The 16,898-nt window shown below is 57.4% G+C and carries 15 protein-coding genes; 9 read left to right on the top strand and 6 right to left on the bottom strand.

What is annotated here, in order from left to right:
• The first annotated feature begins 284 nt into the window (after positions 1-284).
• Positions 285-1,298, top strand: coding sequence for a glycosyltransferase (locus tag E1H13_RS18410; protein WP_169615356.1), 1,014 nt, complete (start codon positions 285-287; stop codon positions 1,296-1,298).
• Entirely contained in the window at positions 1,286-2,539 is a 1,254-nt protein-coding gene (locus E1H13_RS18405) for a glycosyltransferase family 4 protein (protein WP_169615354.1), read from the top strand. Before E1H13_RS18410 ends, E1H13_RS18405 begins: the two co-directional genes overlap by 13 nt.
• Before the next feature lie 6 nt (positions 2,540-2,545).
• On the opposite strand, the gene E1H13_RS18400 is transcribed toward E1H13_RS18405, so the two are convergent.
• The 4 genes from E1H13_RS18400 to E1H13_RS18385 form a co-directional block, all read right to left on the bottom strand.
• Complete coding sequence (locus tag E1H13_RS18400) at positions 2,546-2,890, bottom strand: nucleotidyltransferase domain-containing protein (RefSeq protein WP_206070674.1); 345 nt, start codon at positions 2,888-2,890, stop codon at positions 2,546-2,548.
• Positions 2,869-3,297, bottom strand: a complete 429-nt coding sequence (locus E1H13_RS18395; protein ID WP_169615352.1) for a nucleotidyltransferase substrate binding protein — start codon at positions 3,295-3,297, stop codon at positions 2,869-2,871. The genes E1H13_RS18400 and E1H13_RS18395 overlap by 22 nt, the downstream gene beginning before the upstream one ends.
• A gap of 276 nt (positions 3,298-3,573) precedes the next feature.
• A complete protein-coding gene (locus E1H13_RS18390) occupies positions 3,574-4,707 on the bottom strand; it encodes a glycosyltransferase family 1 protein (protein ID WP_169615350.1) in 1,134 nt (377 codons plus the stop codon).
• A 77-nt stretch (positions 4,708-4,784) separates the two neighbouring features.
• Positions 4,785-5,939, bottom strand: a complete 1,155-nt coding sequence (locus tag E1H13_RS18385) for an NAD-dependent epimerase/dehydratase family protein (protein ID WP_169615348.1) — start codon at positions 5,937-5,939, stop codon at positions 4,785-4,787.
• Between the two features lie 444 nt (positions 5,940-6,383).
• On the opposite strand from E1H13_RS18385, the gene E1H13_RS18380 reads away from it, so the two are divergent.
• The 3 genes from E1H13_RS18380 (at position 6,384) to E1H13_RS18370 (ending at position 8,779) form a co-directional block, all read left to right on the top strand.
• Positions 6,384-6,869 (top strand): MarR family transcriptional regulator, encoded by a 486-nt coding sequence (locus E1H13_RS18380; RefSeq protein ID WP_169615346.1) that lies wholly within the window; start codon positions 6,384-6,386, stop codon positions 6,867-6,869.
• Between the two features lie 313 nt (positions 6,870-7,182).
• Entirely contained in the window at positions 7,183-7,986 is an 804-nt protein-coding gene (locus tag E1H13_RS18375; RefSeq protein WP_169615344.1) for an ATP-binding cassette domain-containing protein, read from the top strand.
• On the top strand, positions 7,943-8,779 hold the full coding sequence (locus tag E1H13_RS18370) for an ABC transporter permease (protein WP_169615342.1): 837 nt from the start codon (positions 7,943-7,945) through the stop codon (positions 8,777-8,779). Before E1H13_RS18375 ends, E1H13_RS18370 begins: the two co-directional genes overlap by 44 nt.
• 71 nt (positions 8,780-8,850) lie before the next feature.
• On the opposite strand, the gene E1H13_RS18365 is transcribed toward E1H13_RS18370, so the two are convergent.
• Together E1H13_RS18365 and E1H13_RS18360 are read right to left on the bottom strand one after the other, a co-directional pair.
• Positions 8,851-9,525, bottom strand: a complete 675-nt coding sequence (locus E1H13_RS18365; RefSeq protein ID WP_169615340.1) for a response regulator transcription factor — start codon at positions 9,523-9,525, stop codon at positions 8,851-8,853.
• An 11-nt stretch (positions 9,526-9,536) separates the two neighbouring features.
• Positions 9,537-11,039, bottom strand: a complete 1,503-nt coding sequence (locus E1H13_RS18360) for a HAMP domain-containing sensor histidine kinase (protein ID WP_169615338.1) — start codon at positions 11,037-11,039, stop codon at positions 9,537-9,539.
• A gap of 304 nt (positions 11,040-11,343) precedes the next feature.
• On the opposite strand from E1H13_RS18360, the gene E1H13_RS18355 reads away from it, so the two are divergent.
• The 4 genes from E1H13_RS18355 to E1H13_RS18340 all read left to right on the top strand — a co-directional run bounded on the left by E1H13_RS18355 (position 11,344) and on the right by E1H13_RS18340 (position 16,739).
• On the top strand, positions 11,344-12,951 hold the full coding sequence (locus E1H13_RS18355; RefSeq protein WP_169615336.1) for a mechanosensitive ion channel domain-containing protein: 1,608 nt from the start codon (positions 11,344-11,346) through the stop codon (positions 12,949-12,951).
• Between the two features lie 289 nt (positions 12,952-13,240).
• Positions 13,241-14,443, top strand: coding sequence for a hypothetical protein (locus tag E1H13_RS18350; protein WP_169615334.1), 1,203 nt, complete (start codon positions 13,241-13,243; stop codon positions 14,441-14,443).
• A 303-nt stretch (positions 14,444-14,746) separates the two neighbouring features.
• On the top strand, positions 14,747-16,069 hold the full coding sequence (locus tag E1H13_RS18345; RefSeq protein WP_169615360.1) for an amino acid permease: 1,323 nt from the start codon (positions 14,747-14,749) through the stop codon (positions 16,067-16,069).
• Between the two features lie 61 nt (positions 16,070-16,130).
• Positions 16,131-16,739 (top strand): class I SAM-dependent methyltransferase, encoded by a 609-nt coding sequence (locus E1H13_RS18340; protein ID WP_169615332.1) that lies wholly within the window; start codon positions 16,131-16,133, stop codon positions 16,737-16,739.
• Positions 16,740-16,898: the final 159 nt, after the last annotated feature.

Raw genomic sequence — 16,898 nt, 5'->3', positions numbered from 1 at the left:
TCTGCTGGTCGCGATCCGATGGGCAAAATGAGGGAGGCTCTTGTTCTACCGTGCAAGCTCTAAAGGGCTTTAGGGTGCATCCAGAGTCACTCCTAGGTCTATTTTGGGCCAACCCTTACATACAAGGGTGCATTAGCGGTCGGGGGCTGGGCCTTGGTGGTCAACCGGGGGCCGCAATGCACCGGTCGGGAATTTTGGATTTTAGATTTTGGATTGAAATCGTAGAGGAATGTAGATGTAACTGAAGCATATAACGTAGATAAATCATGATATCGCCCAACCCCATGTCTGTGGTTAAATCCTGCGATCGCCTCCTGCCGCAACCGGTGCCGGCGGTGCCAGCGGTGTCGGTGGTGGTGCCGATCTACAACGGGGAGGGGGATTTGCCTGATTTGGTGGATTGTTTATTGGCTCAAACCTACCCGGCAGAGCGGCTGGAATATTGGCTGGTGGACAATGGCAGCGGCGATCGCACGTCCAGACTGCTGCAAACGGCAGCAACCAGGGCTCGGGACCGAGGGATTCAACTGCGCCCTCTGACCTATACCGCTATCCAAAGTTCCTATGCCGCCCGCAACGTCGGCATTCACGCCGCTGGGGGCGATGTTGTTGTCTTTACCGATGTGGATTGTCGCCCCAGCCCAGACTGGTTAACCAACTTGGTGCACCCTTTCACTGACCCCGCTGTGGGCCTGGTGGCTGGAGAAATCGAGGCCCTACCCAGCCGCCACTGGCTGGCCCGCTATGGCGATCGTCAGGGTACCCTCTGCCAGCACCACACCCTGAGTCATCCCTACTTACCCTACGGTCAGACGGCCAATTTGGCGGTGCGGGCCGACATTTTTCGCCAGGTGGGGTTGTTTCGGCCCCAGTTGACCACGGGTGGGGACGCTGACCTGTGCTGGCGGATCCAACAAGCTACCTCCTGGAATCTGGTGGCGGCTCCAGGGGCGGTAGTCTACCATCGTCATCGCCAGAGTTTGCTTGCTTTGTGGCGACAATGGTATCGATATGGTTGCTCAAATCGCTACCTGCACGAGCTGTATGGGGTCTCACTGACGCGCTCCCTAACGGCTAGGGAGGTGGGGTATCGACTGCTGCGCTGGGCCTTAAAGGACCTGCCCCGGGCTACAGTGCGCCTAGTTCAGGGTCAGGGAACGGCCATAGAATTGGCGATCGCCCCCCTGGACCTGTGGTGTGCCCAGGCCCGTACCCAGGGGCAGCAGCAGGCCCAACTGCCTGAGGCGGCCCGTTGCATTGAGTATTTGGAACCGGGGGAGTCGCCGTGCGCATTTTGATCATTTCTGCCACCTTTCCCTACCCGCCCAGCCTGGGGGGCACTCAGGTGCGCACGTTTTATTTGCTCAAATACCTGGCCCAGCACCACAGCGTTACCTTAGTCACCCAGCGATCGCGATCGGTGACCGATCGCGACCTTTACCGGTTGGGCACCTATGTCAATCAGTTGGTGACATTTCCCCAGCCCACCGGGGCTGATTTACAGCCGGGGTTGGGGGGCAAAATCAGTCGATTTGGTCAGTTTCTAGGCACGGGCACCCCTCCCAGTACTCAATTCCTCCATCAGTCGGCGATGCAGCGTTGGATTGATAGTTGGGTGATTGCTGGCGGGGATGCCATTACCTGTGAACATAGTGTCAATGAGGTGTTTGTGCGGCCCCAGTATCGCTACCGCATTCCTAAGGTGGTGGTGAATATCCACAGTTCTGTCTATGGCACGTTGGTGAACCAACTGGCGACGGGCACTGCCGAAAAGCCGATTCGCGATCGCATCAACCGCTATCTCATGGGCCGTTATGAGCGTCGCTACGTGCAAAAGTTCTCTGACCTGGTGGTGACCACCCCGGAGGACCATCAGTTTTTTCAACCCATCCCCAACAACGCTGGCCTGCATGTGGTACCCAATGGGGTTGACCTGGCCCAGTTCCCCTATCGGCTGGAAGACCCCGGTGGCCATCGCCTGGTGTTTGTGGGGGCAATGGACACCCTGGCCAATGGCCATACCGCCCGCTATTTGGGGCGGAAGGTTTTGCCCCGGCTGCGATCGCGCTATCCAGATTGCTCGCTCTATTTGGTGGGGCGTAACCCGACGGCGGCGGTGCGGGACTTAGCCCAACGGTCGGGGGTCACAGTCACCGGGGCCGTCCACTCAGTGGTGGACTATCTGCACCGAGCGACGGTGTGCGTGGTGCCCATGCGGGTGGGCTTTGGGATTAAAAACAAAACCCTGGAAGCCATGGCAGCCGGGGTACCGGTGGTGGGCAGCGATCGTGGCTTAGAGGGGCTATCGGTTGATCGTCCCCTGGCCGCTCTGCGGGCTAACAGCTTGAGGGATACGGTAGCCGCCATTAGCCAACTGTTTGAGCAGCCGCACCTGCGGGCAACCCTGTCCAAAAATAGTAGACACCTGGTGGAAACCAGCTTCACCTGGGAGCAGGCCGGCCAGGCTTATGAGCAAATTCTCGCCTCAGACCTCGGAGGTTTGAAAAACCTCCGAGGTCTCAATGGCGATCGTCGGTAACCAGGCTTAGTCCGTGCGGCGGCAATCCGCTCGATGGCTTTCCCCCTGCTGCACCACGGCATGGTCTGCCGCGATCGCATTGTGAAACGACGCCGGTAGCTCCTGCCACCCAAACAGATCCACGCGAAACGGCAGATCACTCTGATCAAAGGCTTCTTTGAGGTCAGAGATGGCTAACTGTTGCTGGGGGGTGGCAAACACCACCAGATCCAGGTCAGAGTGGGGGCGGGCGGTGCCCTTGACCCGAGAGCCATAGGCCCACACGGTGGCATCTGGCAAGTATGCCTGCAACAGGGCCAACACCAACTGGCGCTGCTGGGGAGTCATGTTTAGGGTGCTGGCTGAATCCATGGCTGGTGGCTCATGGTTTGGTAAAGGGTAATGGCATCAGCTAAAAACTCCTCCATCAACTCTAACGCCGCCTGCGCCTTGTCGCCGCTGTAGTCGTGGGCGGTACCAACCCGGGCGTTGGCGTAAGCGATCCACTGTTCTACTGGAGAAGTCAGTAGCCCATTTTCGTTGGCCAGTCGCACGATGGGCTTAGGGCTATTGGGTACCTCAGGTATCCCCAATTCTTCGATTAAGTAGCGTTTTAGCACCTTCCACAGCATGTCGTAGCAGGTTTCAAACCGCTGAATTACAGACTCAGCCACTGCTTCCTGGATTAGCCTTGGCTGGTCAGAATCGAGGGTTTGGTAGTTGCTGTACTGTAGCTCCAGGTGCTTGAGGGACTTTTGTAGTTTTTCGTAGTCAATCATAGCTGCACCTCGCCCAGGGGGGTTGGGCTGGATTCTGGATTGTTAACCAAGGGTTAACTCATGTCAACGGGATCAACCGCCAGGCAGGCTGAAATCAGCGCCACAATATCTGTCTGTTAGGCTCTAAGGGATCTGCCGCTGGTTGATAGTGTACCAGCTAGCCAGGTTTCGACTTCGCTCAACCTTCAGTGATTGCGGACCGAGCGAAGTCGTTCATGCTATGTCTCCCTTTGGCAGAAAGTCCGAGCAACGGGTACTTCATGGGTCTGCAAGTCCCTAAGCGGCCAGTGGCAACGACTTCTCGGCCAGCACCCCACTGTAGAACTGCTGCAACTGTCGGGTGGCTGCTGCCCAGCCCCAGCGTTCCGCTTCAGTCACCGCATTGCGGCGCATGAGTTCTCGCTCGGCTTTGGCTTCAATCAGGCGGCGGGTGGCGGTAATCGCCCCGGCGTCGTCGGTGGGGTCAAACAGGAAGCCATTTACCCCATCGGTGACAATATCGGGAATGCCGCCGGAGTTGGCGGCCACCACCGGGCAGCCTGCCGCCATGGCTTCCAGCAGTACCAGTCCCAGGGTCTCGGTGCGGGAGGGAAAGACAAAGGCATCGGCGGAAGCGTAGGCTGACGCCAGGTCTTCCCCGGCTAAATAGCCCACAAAGTTAGTCGGGGTATCGGCGAAGTGCTCCTCCAACTCCGCCCGGTAGGGGCCATCCCCCACCAGGGCCAGGCGAGAGCCAGGAATTGCTTCCAGCACTGGCTTAATCCGGTCAATTTCTTTTTCCGCCGACAGCCGACCAATGTAGAGGAGTAAGGGGGCTTCGGGATGACCCTGGGAGAGGCGATCGCGCATAGCCGCACTGGCCAATTCGGGGCGGAACAGCTCTGTATCGACCCCCCGTTGCCAGACTTCAATGTTCTCCACCCCGTGCTCCGACAGTTCCGCCTGCATGGCTGTGGAGGTGACCAGGTTGATTTGGGCTTGGTTGTGCATGGCCTTAATCAACTCCCACATCAGCCCTTCTAACATGCCCAGACCGTAGTGTTCCAGATACTTGGGCAGATGGGTGTGGTAAGAAGCCACCAGGGGCAAGCCTTTGCTTTTGCTGTAATAAATCCCGGCTAGACCTAACACCGCCGGGTTGACCACATGCACCAGGTCGGGCTGAAAAGCATCCAGGGCTTCGCCGATAGAGGGGCGAGGTAGAGCCAGCTTTAACTCTGGATAAAGGGGCAGAGGGAACCCCGACACTCCATGAATCCTGGCGCCTCGATACTCCGTTAGCCCTCCTTCTGGAGAAAACACCAAGACTTGATTACCTTGCCGCTGCAGGTGATCTACCGTGTGCTTGAGGCGGGTAACAATGCCATCAACTTTGGGCAAAAAGGTCTCAGTAAAGAGCGCAATTCGCATAGGGATTAAGGAACTCAAAAGATAAAAAACAGGCTAAACAGTTCAAGCCGCGTACACGGCTTGAACTGTTTAATACATTAATTGCGTCGCCACTGCACTTTAGGCATGATCTGCGACTTGTCGACACGGCCTTTGTACTTGATGGCAAAGTTGAGCAGGCTATCCAGCAGAGAGTCAGACAGTAAGTGGGGTTCTAGCCCCAGATCCAGCAGGTTGGTGTTCTTGGCATTGAAGTAGTGTTCTTCGGCTTCGACCCGGGGGTTTTCTAAGTAGTTGATGTCTACATCCAGGCCCAGGGTGTTCCCGGCTTTCTTCACCATCATCGCCAGGTCGCCGACGCTGAACATCTCAGTGAACTGGTTAAAGACGCGGAACTGCCCAGGGTCAGCGGGCTTATCAATGGCGATTTCCACACAGCGCACGGTATCGCGAATGTCCAGGAAGGCGCGGGTCTGGCCGCCCTTGCCGTAGACGGTGAGGGGGTGACCCACCGCCGCCTGAATACAAAAACGGTTGAGGGCGGTACCAAAGACGCCGTCGTAGTCCAGACGGTTGATCAGCAGCTCGTCCATGCCGGTTTCTTCGGTCAGCACCCCGTACACCACCCCCTGGTTCAAGTCGGTGGCCCGTAGACCCCACACCTTACAGGCGAAGTGGATGTTGTGGGAATCGTGGACTTTGCTCAGGTGGTAGAAGGAGCCGGGCTGTTTGGGGTAGGGCAGGGTATCTGTGCGGCCTTTGTGCTCAATGGTGATGTAACCCTCTTCGATGTCGATGTTGGGGGTACCGTATTCGCCCATAGTGCCCAGCTTCACCAGGTGGCAGTCGGGGAAGTGATCGCGCAACACATATAGCAGGTTCAGATTACCCAGCACGTTGTTAGCCTGGGTGAGAACCGCGTGCTCCCGGTCAATCATCGAGAACGGAGCGGAACGCTGTTCGCCAAAGTGCACCACCGCACCGGGCTGAAACTCCAGCATCGTCTCCTCTAGGAAGGAGTAGTCGTTAATATCACCGATATAAAGGTCAATGTGCTTGCCGGTGAGATCTTTCCAGCGCTGCAAACGACTTTGAATCGGGGCAATGGGGGTCAGGGTTTCTACCTGAAGCTGGGCATCCCAGTGCCGCCGCACCAAGCTGTCGAGAATGCCGACTTCGTAGCCACGGTTGGATAAGTAGAGGGCCGTTGCCCACCCGCAGTAGCCGTCACCGCCAATTACAAGGACTTTCATATCAATGCTTCAATCTCGTTGCTGATACCAAGACAATCTACCAGGTTTAGAGGACCTGTAAACCACCGATTGCAATATTGGACTTATCAGAAGACTCTCTAAGCACAAAATAGTTGGTTTTACGCTGTTATAGCAGGCTTTCGAGGCTAAATGTAGTCTGGATTACCAAGGCCTAATTCCAACGCTCTTTTTTTTGATTTCTTTAATTGTTTTGATTTCTTAAACAGAAAAAGCCACTTCCCCCTTTCCCACTGGGGAGGCTCTGCCAACGACTCCGTTACTCCTACTTCGTTCCTCCTAAGGAACTGCTTTTCCTCGGAACGCGAACGTTCACAGGACAGGCATCTCCCTCCCTGCACGGGCGCACCGCAGTGCACACCGCCCCCTCCCCATTCATCTATCAGCAAGCTAAGCTAACTATTAGCTCACCTAACTATCTAACCCATGGCGGCGACCCTAATCACCCCCGACCAGTGCGCGGACAGCATCATGACTGTGGTACCCGCTGTGACCCGGTTCCTGCGGGCCAGTATCCGTAGCCACGGCAAGCCTCATCTGTCGCTGTCGCAGCTGCGAGTACTGTACTTTTTGCAACGGCGATCGCAGTCATCCCTGTCAGCAGTAGCCGACTACCTGGACGTTACTCGACCTACCATGTCGGCCATGGTAGACCGCCTGGTACAGCGGGGGCTGGTGCATCGGAGTCCTGACCCGTCAGAGCGACGGCGGATTATCCTCAGCCTTACCCCTGAGGGCACCGCCACCATGGAGCGGGTTTACCGCGCCACCCAGCAAACCGTAGCCGATCGACTGGAGGCGTTATCGGCGGCACAGCTGAATCAAATTAGCGCTGGGCTAGCCCTCCTGAGCACCTTGTTTGAGGAACCCCATGTGTCCGCCCTAGGGCAGGCACATGGGGATACTGAATGAAGAACGAAGAACGAAGAACGAAGAACGAAAGCTCTCTCCCCTAAGGTCTGTTGTGCAAGGGTTACGCCCTATGTTCTTCGCCCCATTCCCGACCGCCTAACCCAGGCTAAGAATCCAACATTCGAACTTCTCCCCCCTCTCCGACCGGTGCATTGCGGCCCCAGGTTGGCCACCATTGCCCAGACCTCGACCGCTAATACACCCTACGGTTTATCTCCCGTTACTATCTTCCTGCCAGGGCGGACACATGGGTCCGCCCCTACGCCCCCCTTGTCCATTCCCCCACCTTCTCCACCTCTCCACCCATCCCCCCATGTCCATCATCACTATCACCAACCTCACCAAACGCTTCGGTGCCAAAACAGCCGTCGACGCCTTTAGCTTGCAGGTCGATTCTGGGGAAGTCTTCGGCCTGTTAGGCCCCAATGGGGCGGGCAAAAGCACCCTGATCAAAATGCTGGCCACGTTGCTGCCGATCACGGCTGGGCAGGCCACCATTGCCGGGTGTGACCTGGGTCGTCAGCCCATGGGGGTGCAGCGGCAGATTGGCTATGTGCCCCAGGCGTTGTCGGTGGATGGTACCCTGACTGGCTACGAAAACCTGCTGATTTTGGCCAAGCTGTACGGGGTGCCCCGGCGGCAGCGGTTGCCGCGAATTCAGGCGGCCCTGCATTATGTGGGGTTGGACGCGGTCGCCAATCGCCTGGTGAACACCTACTCTGGCGGGATGATTCGCCGTCTGGAAATTGCCCAGGCCACCCTACACCGGCCAGCCATCCTGTTTTTGGATGAGCCCACGGTAGGGCTAGACCCAGTGGCCCGCAAAGCCATGTGGGATTTGATTTTGCAGCTACGGCGCGACTATCAAACCACCGTCTTCTTGACCACCCACTTTATGGATGAGGCCGATGTGTTGTGCGACCGCATTGCCATTCTGCACCAGGGACAGCAGGTGGCCATGGATACCCCTGGTGCGCTCAAATCTTCTGTGGGCCATGCCGGGGCCAGCCTTGACGACGTGTTCATCCACTACACCGGCAACGATTTGACCACCAATACCGAGGGAAGCTATCGTGACACATCAACCACCCGCCGCACCGCTAAACGGCTGGGCTAGCCCCCAGCAGACCCGGGCAACGGTGGCAGAGTTTGTGGCCAAAGCCCTGGTCGCCGCCGAACTGGAAGTGCGCAAGCTGCGCCACGACCCGATTCAGTTGTTTACCCGGGCGGTGCAGCCAGTGCTGTGGCTGACCATTTTTGGCCAGGTGTTTACCCAGGTGCGGGGCATCCCCACCGGCAACCTCAGCTACATGGACTTTATGACCCCGGGCATTTTGGCCCAGAGCGTGTTGTTTATGTCGATCTTCACTGGCCTGCTGGTGATTTGGGAAAAAGACCTGGGCATTTTGCACAAACTGATGGTCAGTCCGGCCCCGCGATCGGCCCTGGTGCTGGGCAAAGCGATCGGGGCTGGGGTGCGCTGCCTGTCCCAGTTGCTGATTGTCTATGTAGTGGCGGGGCTGTTGGGGGTGGGTCTGAACTGGCATCCCCTGGCGATACTGGGGGTGGCTGCTGTGGTGATGCTGGGGGCGGCATTGTTTTCCACCTTCTCGCTGATTGTGGCCTGCTGGGCCCAGACCCACGAGCGGGTGATGGGGGTGGGCCAGCTGATGATGATGCCCCTGTTTTTTGCCAGCAATGCCATTTACCCCATCGAGATTATGCCGGGGTGGCTGCAAGTGGTGTCCCGACTGAATCCTTTGACCTACATGGTGGATGCCCTGCGCCAGCTAATGCTGGTGGAACCGGCAGGCACCTACAGTCTGGGGCTCAGCCTGGCGATTTTGGTGACGATCGCGGCGGTGTTGATTGGCTTTTGTGGGCGGCTCTACCCTCGCCTGGTGCGTTAGGTAGATTGGAGTTGTTGCCTGAAGTGGCGCAGCATGGTGAATGTAGAAACAGGTGTCTGGCTCCAACCCGGTCAATCGCGCAGTACGTAGCCTACGCCCCGGATGGTTTGAATCAGACGGCTTTCCCCTTCGGCTTCTAGCTTGAGCCGCAGGTAGCGCACATAGACTTCAATGATATTAGAGTCCCCCATGAAATCGTAGCCCCACACTTCTTCGAGGATGCGATCGCGGGTTAGCACCTGCCGCGGATAGGTCATCAGGTAATCTAGCAAATCAAATTCTTTGGCTGTCAGTTCGATGGGGCGCTGCCCTCGGGTTACTTGGCGGCTTTTGCGATCGAGGGTGAGGTCGCCAAACACCAGCATTTCGGCCTCTTGGGGTTCATGGCGGCGCAGGTGAGCCCGCACCCGAGCTAGCAACTCTTCGATACTAAAGGGTTTAACCACATAGTCGTCGGCCCCGGCATCCAGTCCTTCCACGCGATCGCTGACATCGTCTTTGGCGGTGAGCAAAATCACTGGGGTCTGGCAGCCGGTTTGGCGCAGGCGACGACACACTTCCACACCGCTTAGGCCCGGCATCATCCAATCTAAAATAATCAGGTCGGGGGTTTGATCGCGGGCGGCCATCAACCCTGACAGGCCATCATAGGCCAGGTCCACCTCGTAACCTTCGTAGGTGAGCTCTAGCTGGACAAACTGAGCCAGTTTTTCTTCGTCTTCCACCATTAAAATCCGCGTTCCCATGGAATGACCTCCTACATTGGTAAGGTGATGGTAAATACGCTGCCCTGGCCAGGCTGAGAGCACACGCTGACCTGGCCTTCCATGGCTTCAATCAGCGATCGCACCAGGGTTAGCCCCAGGCCGGTGCCGCCGGTACTGCGGGAGCGGTCGTCGTCTACTCGATAAAACGGGTCAAAGATATCTCCTTGGTCAGGGGCATCAATTCCCTGCCCTTGATCACGCACCTGAATTGTGGCCTGGCCGGTGTGGCTGAATAGCTTCACCTGCACGGGATACTTAGAGTCGGAATAACGTAGGGCATTGTCCAGCAACTCCACCAGCACTGTGCGCAGCTTGTGGCGATCTACCCGTGCCACTGGCGGGGGCGACTCCGTGGCTAGGACAATCCGGTTAGCTTCCATAGAGACGGGCATCATCGGGTCTGGCACCAGGCCGTCTGCGGTATTACCGCCAGTGGCATAGCCCCCCTCCACCACCGCGATCGCATCCTTAAGCACAACCTGCAGATCCGTTGGTTCCAGGGTCAAGGGCATTTGGCCATTGTCGAGGCGAGCCAGCTCCAGCAGTTCAGTCAGTAAATGGACGGTGCGGTGAGTTTCCACGGCGGCAATTTCCAGGCCCTGTCGCTGGGGTGGAGTGAGATTGTCGCCCCGGCGCAGGGTGCCTTCCAGATACCCCTGCACCAGGGACAAGGGGGTGCGCAGCTCGTGGGAAATATCATTGACAAAACGTTTTTGTTGACGCCATGCCCTCGATAGGCGGCTCAGCATCAGATTGTAGGTGCGGGCCAGTTCTTGGACCTCGGTGGGGGCCGCTTGCAAACACAGTTGATGGTCCCCCAGGGTCTCTGCCGTCACCTGACTGGCCAACTGGTTTAACTGGCGAATCGGGCTGAGGGTACGGCGAATGTATAGGGCAAAGGCCACCGCTAGCACTGTCACCATGCCCAGGCTGGTCAGCAGTAGCATGCGCAGCAGCCGCAGCAGGCCCTGGTAGTCGGCGGTAATGTCGTTGGCGATGGTCAAGGTACCCACTGGCAGGCCAGGCAGGTCTAAGTCCTCGGTGCACAGGACAAACTGCCAGCCCTGCACGGTTTTAAACATTAGCCCCGGCGGCATTTCTTGTTGTAATAGCTGATCGGCCACCCCCGAGGTTTGCCAGGAGCCCATATTCAAAGTTTCAGACTGGGCCAGCAATTCGCCGTCAGAGGTGGTGACCCACAGGGCTAAGTCGCCGGTGGTCCGGTGGTCAATCACCTTTTGCAGGGCATCATCAGCGGGCATGGTGGCGGTATAAGAGCGCACATCTTCCATGAAGCGATCGGCAATGATTTGGGCGTCATGGCGATGCCTCTCTAGCAGGATTTGTCGGGTGCGCCACCCCATCCAGGCGGCCATGGTGCCAATGCCCACTAATGAGGCTAAAACCACCCCAGCGGTTAACCGGGTTTGTAACGACTGTGGATCAATCCAACGGCTCAGGCGTTGGGTAAGCTGGGACCAAGGGTGCGCCATCGGCAGAACGTAACAATCAGCAGTTAGGTAAAGGACTAGCTAGCTTAAGACAGTAAGCTGTTTCAATCGCATTCAATCGCAACTGAGCGATGATTTGACTGTAACAAGCCAACCTGAGAAACCGCTGATAATCCCCCGAGTTTACGCTATGAGTCTCTAGGCGGGGATCAACTTAAACCAGAACAAATTTGAACACGGGAAGCTCAGAAGTCGGGAAGATGAACGTTATGCTGGTGTCGGTGTTTGCGACTGGATCGAGACTTTGGCGCTAATTAGGATAAAACGATATCGTTGGCTGTACCAGATGGTCTGGGGTCTCGTGCTTGCCTTGGGCCTACACGTACTAGCGATCAATCCCGCCGGGGCCCAGTCTACCCAAGTGGATACTGAGCCTGTATTCTTAGCGGGCACCTACTTATTTGACGTGCCAGCCGCAGGGGATTTGACCGCCCCAGAACGAGCCTTGGCGGTTGAAACCAATCTGGCCCCACTGCTTGAGATCTCGGAACCAGTGGTGGTACACAGGGAAACTCGCCCGGTGCAGCGGGATGGGGAAACCCAACAGTTGGGCAACCCGATTATTCTGGCCAACGACCGTTACATTATGACCGTCACCTCTGCCGATGCCAGCATTGGCAGAGGGGAGGATCCCCAGGAGCAAGCTGAAATCTGGGCGGCCACCTTGCAAGAGACCCTGACCAAGCTACAGGCCGAACGGCAGCCGGGGTTTTGGCGACAGGCGATCCTGCGCAGCCTGGCGGCCCTGGCCGTCGCCCTAGCCCTTCATTGGCTGGCGGGCAAGCTCTGGCACACCTGGTTTAAGCCCCTAGCCCACCGGCTATCCCTCTGGCCAGAAGACTTGGCAGAAGACGAGGTCACTGGGCTGAAGCTGCTGTTCCGCCTGTCCTTGTTTTTAATTCGGGGGGCGGTGTGGTTTATCACCCTGGCCTACATTGCAGACCTCTTCCCCCTGACCCGGCGACTCAGTTTTTTGATGTCTCGCAGCCTGCGGGAAGGGCTGTTTGCCCGCAACCTGCTGCTGGGGGATCGGCCCTACTCCTTGCTCGACCTGTTGCTACTGATGGTGGTGTTGCTGGGGCTGGTGATTCTCGCCAGTGCCCTAACCAATGTGCTGCGATCGCGGTTTTTGCGCATTACCGGGGTGAGCTTAGCCGCCCAAGAGGCGATCGCGGTGCTGTCAAAGTACACCCTAATTTTGCTGGGTACCGTCGTCATTTTACAGCTGTGGGGCATTGACCTCAGCTCCATTGCCTTAATTGCCAGTGGCCTAGGGATTGGGGTGGGCTTAGGTTTGCAGGGGTTGGTAAAAGACTTTGTCAGCGGCCTGGTGATGGTCTTCGAGCGGCCCGTACAGGTGGGGGATTTTGTTGATTTTGGCGATGTTAAAGGCACCATCGCCCGCATCGGTTCCCGCAGCACCGAAATTCGTACCCTGGACCAGGTATCTATCATTGTGCCTAACTCCCGGTTTTTAGACGCCGAGGTGGTGAATTGGAGCCATGGCAACCCCATTTCTCGCATTCGGTTACCAGTGGGGGTAGCCTACAAGTCCGATCCCCTCAAGGTTAAGGATGCCCTGTTAGAAGCCTGCGAGACCAACCAGGATATTTTGTCGGTGCCCGCCCCCCAGGTGTTTTTCCTCGGATTCGGGGACAGCGCCTTAAGCTTTCAATTGCTGGTGTGGATTGCCCAGCCCAATCGCCAGCTAATTATTAAAAGTGACCTGTACTTTGCGATCGAAGCCAGCCTGCGCCGCCACGCCATTGAAATCCCCTTTCCCCAGCGGGATTTGCACATCCGCTCTGGCTATTTGCCCATTGCCGCTAGCGCCGAAGCGCAGCAAGTCCTGGGCAAGCTAGGGAACCTGTCAGAAGAGAGCAACGGACTTTAGCCTGTTTAAAAAACGTCCTTCAGGCCCGCTGTGCGAGGGAGTTGGGGCCTGCGAGAGTAACCTTCCTACCAGCAGGTGACAAAGTAAGGCCATAAACCCATGCACCGCCCCCTGTAAATTCCCAACCCTGCTGCTTAATTCCTAGTTTTTTAGAAAATTACGAGCGTTTCTGGAAAAGTTAGCTAGAATTACGGTCGTATTTACAGAAAAATTAAGGCTTCGTGCCTAACGTTCCCCGTCGTGCTCGGCTGTCGGGGTTGGTCTATTGAGGAGTAAGGGAGCATATCCTATGAAGCTAGCCTGGCCCAATCGCCGTTTCAGCCGTTGGTCAAGGCGGCTCTTACAGCGTATTTCCCTAGCCCTGGCCGCTGGTTTGTTGGCCGTAGCCTTCACCATTCCGGCAATGGCGGTGGCCCCGTCGGTCTTGCCTGGTGGGCCCCCTTCAGGGGCTGATCTGGGGGAAACCAGCGTTCAGATCGCCCAAATAGAACGCACCATTCTCAACTTTAATACCCCCAACTATGCAGTTCGGGTGTTCATGCCGGCTGGCTCGGTTAATCCGGTGATGAACGTGTTTCGGCGTACGGCCCCCAGTCGTCTAGAACTGAACGCCCAACCGGCCATTTTCAGAGGGGCGATTACCGCTGACGGTTTTCTCACCTACGAAAGCTTTGGCTCCCGGGATGGTCGGAACGTAATCTTTAGGGCAGGACATAACCGGGGTACCCAACAGGCCCGCCTGGAAATTCTGGAGCAGGCCACTGGTTCTATGCTGGTGTCTGAGTCAGCCAGCGGCATTTCGGCTCCCAACATGCCCGAAGCCCCAGGTACCGGTGCCCTAGAGCGCAATACCCTGGTGGGCTTCGAGACCCAAAACCATGCGGTGCGGGTATTCCGTGATCCAGCCGATGGCCAACGGAAAATGAATATTTACTATAAGCCCACCTCCCTAACCCGGGTCAATGGCCAACCGGCTACCGTCGACTTAGTCGGGTTAGACCCTGGTGAATGCTGGATTACTTACTTCGGTGGTCAGCAGTACAACGGTATATCGGCTCGCTATTATGTCCAGGTCAATGCTGGGGGCAATGCTCGCCTGGAGGTGATTGACATCAATGGGGCGGTGCTGCTGTCGGAACCTCGAATTAGTGCCGTGCCGCTGGTCACCAATGTGCCCTCCGAAGATCGGCCCCAATGTTTCGATGGCAGAGTTCCGGCTCCCAGCGCGGCCCTGGCTCGGTATGTCGCTGCAGTGTTTGGCGGTGAGACCACCCTGCAACAGGTGAATCAAGCCCTCAGTCCAGGGGCTGGGGCCCGCCTTCCCGGCAGCTTGACTTGCACTATCAATCCCCGTTTTGAAAGTGCGCCCCAGGGGCAATTTATCAACGCCGCTGAATGCGATGGCCGCAATGATGCCGAAGCGGTGGTCAGTTATCTGAGAGGTCGCGGCTTGAATGCTCGACTGGTGTACCGCCACTTTAGGTACCGCTAAAGGTCGCAGATCCTCTAAATGTTGATGTCCCCCTCGATGGGAGACTGGCCCTGATTAGGGTTGGTCTTCGGTCGAGGGGTTTTTGTGGGGAGGTGGGGAGGTGGGGAGGTGGGGTGATGGGGAAGCGTAGGGGCAGACCCGGGTGTCTGCCCTTTCCCTGTGGCCTGTTCCCGCCGGGGAAGGATTTTTTGGTTTCGCTAACGGAAAAATGACCTAGGCCATTCAGTTCATGCTATTGATAGGTTGTTTTGAGGAATCAGCACCATTGCTTGGGAGACCGTTTAGGTGAGTAAGCTAGCTGAAATGTCTGCGGTTGATGGGTCTGGGGTAAGGGATACGACTGCCCTGGGTTTGAAAGATGCGATCGCGCTGATTGTGGGCATAGTCATTGGGGCTGGCATTTTTGAAACCCCGGCTCTGGTGGCGGCCAATTCCAGCAGTGGTATCACAATGCTGTTGGCCTGGTTTTTGGGCGGGGGCATTTCCCTGGTGGGAGCCCTATGCTACGCCGAACTGGCCACCGCTTATCCCCATGTGGGGGGCAACTACTACTACCTAAAGCGGGCCTTTGGAGCATCCATGGCTTTCTTATTTTCCTGGGCCAGAATGACGGTCCTACAGACCGGGTCCATTGCCCTATTAGCGTTTGTGTTTGGCGACTATATGTCTCAACTGTGGCCGCTGGGGGAAGCATCGGCAGCCATCTATGCGGCCGGGGCAATTGCCCTGTTGAGCCTGATTCACCTAGGGGGTTTGGGGCCTAGCAAGCATACCCAGCAATGGTTGACTCTGGCCACGGTGATTGGGGTGGCCCTGGTTGGCCTGATCGGTACCCTGGTCTTGCCCACGGTATCTGGGGCAGAGCCGACTGTGTCCGCTGCGACCCCGGCCTTTGGGCTAGCCATGGTGTTTGTGTTGCTCTCCTACGGGGGCTGGAATGAGGCGGCTTACATTTCTGCCGAACTGCAACAGCCCAGGCGCAACATGGTGCGATCGCTGCTGTGGAGCATTGGCCTAATTACCGTGCTATACCTGCTGATTAACCTGGCCTATCTGTGGGGGTTGGGTCTTGAGCAGATGGCCAGCTCAGACGCGATCGCCGCTGATTTGATGGGGCTGGTGTTTGGCCCCACAGGGGCGAGGCTGGTCAGTCTGCTAATTGCCCTGGCGGCGTTGGGGTCACTGCACGCTACCCTGCTGACGGGGGCGCGCACCAATGTAGCCCTGGGCCAAGACTTTGCCTGGTTGGGGTTACTGGGTCGCTGGCGATCGCGGGCGCCAGTGGTAGCCTATGGAGTGCAGGGGGCGATCGCCCTGGCCCTGGTGGGGCTGGGTGCCCTGACCCGAAACGGCTTTGAAACCATGGTGGACTACACTGCCCCAGTCTTTTGGTTTTTCTTTTTGCTCAGTGGCCTGTCCCTCCTGCGGCTGCGAGCTCAGCCCCCCGATGCTCCCCACCCCTTTCGGGTGCCGGGCTATCCGGTCACGCCGCTGGTGTTTTGCCTGGCCTGTGGCTACCTGCTCTACTCTAGTCTGGTCTATACCGGCGGCGGCGCCCTGGTGGGGGTCGGCGTGGTGGGGCTAGGGGGGCTGGTACTGCGCTGGGGCCAATCGGTATCCCCTTGATGTCCGGCTTGCCCCGATGACCACCGGCTTTTTCCCCGTTGTTTACTGGAGAACCGCTGCCATGAATCGCCGTCTAGCCTGCCTGATTGCTGTTGGTTTAGGCAGTCTGGCCCTGGTGGGGTGCCAACCCACCGCCTTCGAGCCAGAACCAGCCCCTGACATCGCTGCCGACATCCCCGCCCCACCCCGGACTGATTTGGATGTGCCCTATGTGGCTACCCCGATGGAGGTGGTGGACGAGATGTTGCGGGTGGCCAATGTTGGCCCAGACGATTTGCTATATGACCTGGGCAGTGGTGATGGCCGCATCGTGATTGCGGCGGCTGAGCAGTTTGGTACCCGGGGTATTGGTATTGACATTGACCCCGAGCGGATTGAAGAAGCCAATGCCAACGCGGAAGCAGCCGGAGTAACAGAGTTGGTCGAGTTTCGGGAGCAGGATATTTTTGATGCTGACTTTAGCGATGCCACCGTGGTTACCCTCTACTTGCTATCGTCTATCAATCTGCGGCTAAAGCCACGGCTGCTGCAAGAGCTAGAGCCCGGCACCCGGGTTGTGTCCCACGCCTTTAGCATGGGCGATTGGGAGCCGGAAGCGGTAATCGATGTGGATGGCAGAACCGTCTACTTTTGGACCATTCCCGAAGAGGTGCCGCCGGAGTTGCTATAGCCCAGGCAGCAGCATATAACCCCCGATGCCGAAGCACCGGGGGCTGTTTCTGTATATAGAGATGAGCTGTTAGGTGGTTCTGTATAAGGTGAAAAGCTTGCGCTTATGCCTACAATGCCCCAAAGCCAGCGATTCCCCTATGGTTGCCGGGCCATCTTC

This window comes from Nodosilinea sp. P-1105 (assembly GCF_012911975.1).
In the GTDB taxonomy this organism is placed as follows: Bacteria; Cyanobacteriota; Cyanobacteriia; order Phormidesmidales; family Phormidesmidaceae; genus Nodosilinea.
The sequence above is the reverse complement of the archived record's forward strand: the minus strand, read 5'-3'. Positions and strand labels throughout refer to the sequence as shown.